Annotated in this window: 1 protein-coding gene; it reads left to right on the top strand. The window is 38.8% G+C overall.

Translation table 11 applies throughout. The features are described from left to right. Window positions 1–253 (top strand): transposase family protein (locus IUY40_RS19365; protein WP_195738474.1); only part of this gene is annotated, 253 nt, incomplete at its 5' end. Window positions 254–307: the final 54 nt, after the last annotated feature.

The raw sequence follows: 307 nt of genomic DNA, 5'->3' as shown, positions 1-307 counted from the left end.
CCTATACTTTGAAGAAAACGCCAAGCCTCCTGCAGAGTTTAATGAACTTCAGTTAGTATCAAAGGGCTTTCAGAATGAGATTACCATTCATGACTTTCCTTTGAGAGGGAAGTTGGTATATCTACACATCAAAAGACGTCGCTGGACCAATAAAAGCACAGGTGAGATCGTTAAAAGAGATTGGAATTTAGTGGCTAAAGGAACCCGTATGACTCAAGAGTTTGCGGCTTTTTTAAAAGAAATTAATAGATAAGACCGCTATAGATTGTCGAACCATTGGAAGTTTCTTCGGGGTCAATGGAAAAAA

It is taken from the genome of Flavobacterium sp. ALJ2 (genome assembly GCF_015594725.1).
In the GTDB taxonomy this organism is placed as follows: Bacteria; Bacteroidota; Bacteroidia; order Flavobacteriales; family Flavobacteriaceae; genus Flavobacterium.
The sequence above is the reverse complement of the archived record's forward strand: the minus strand, read 5'-3'. Positions and strand labels throughout refer to the sequence as shown.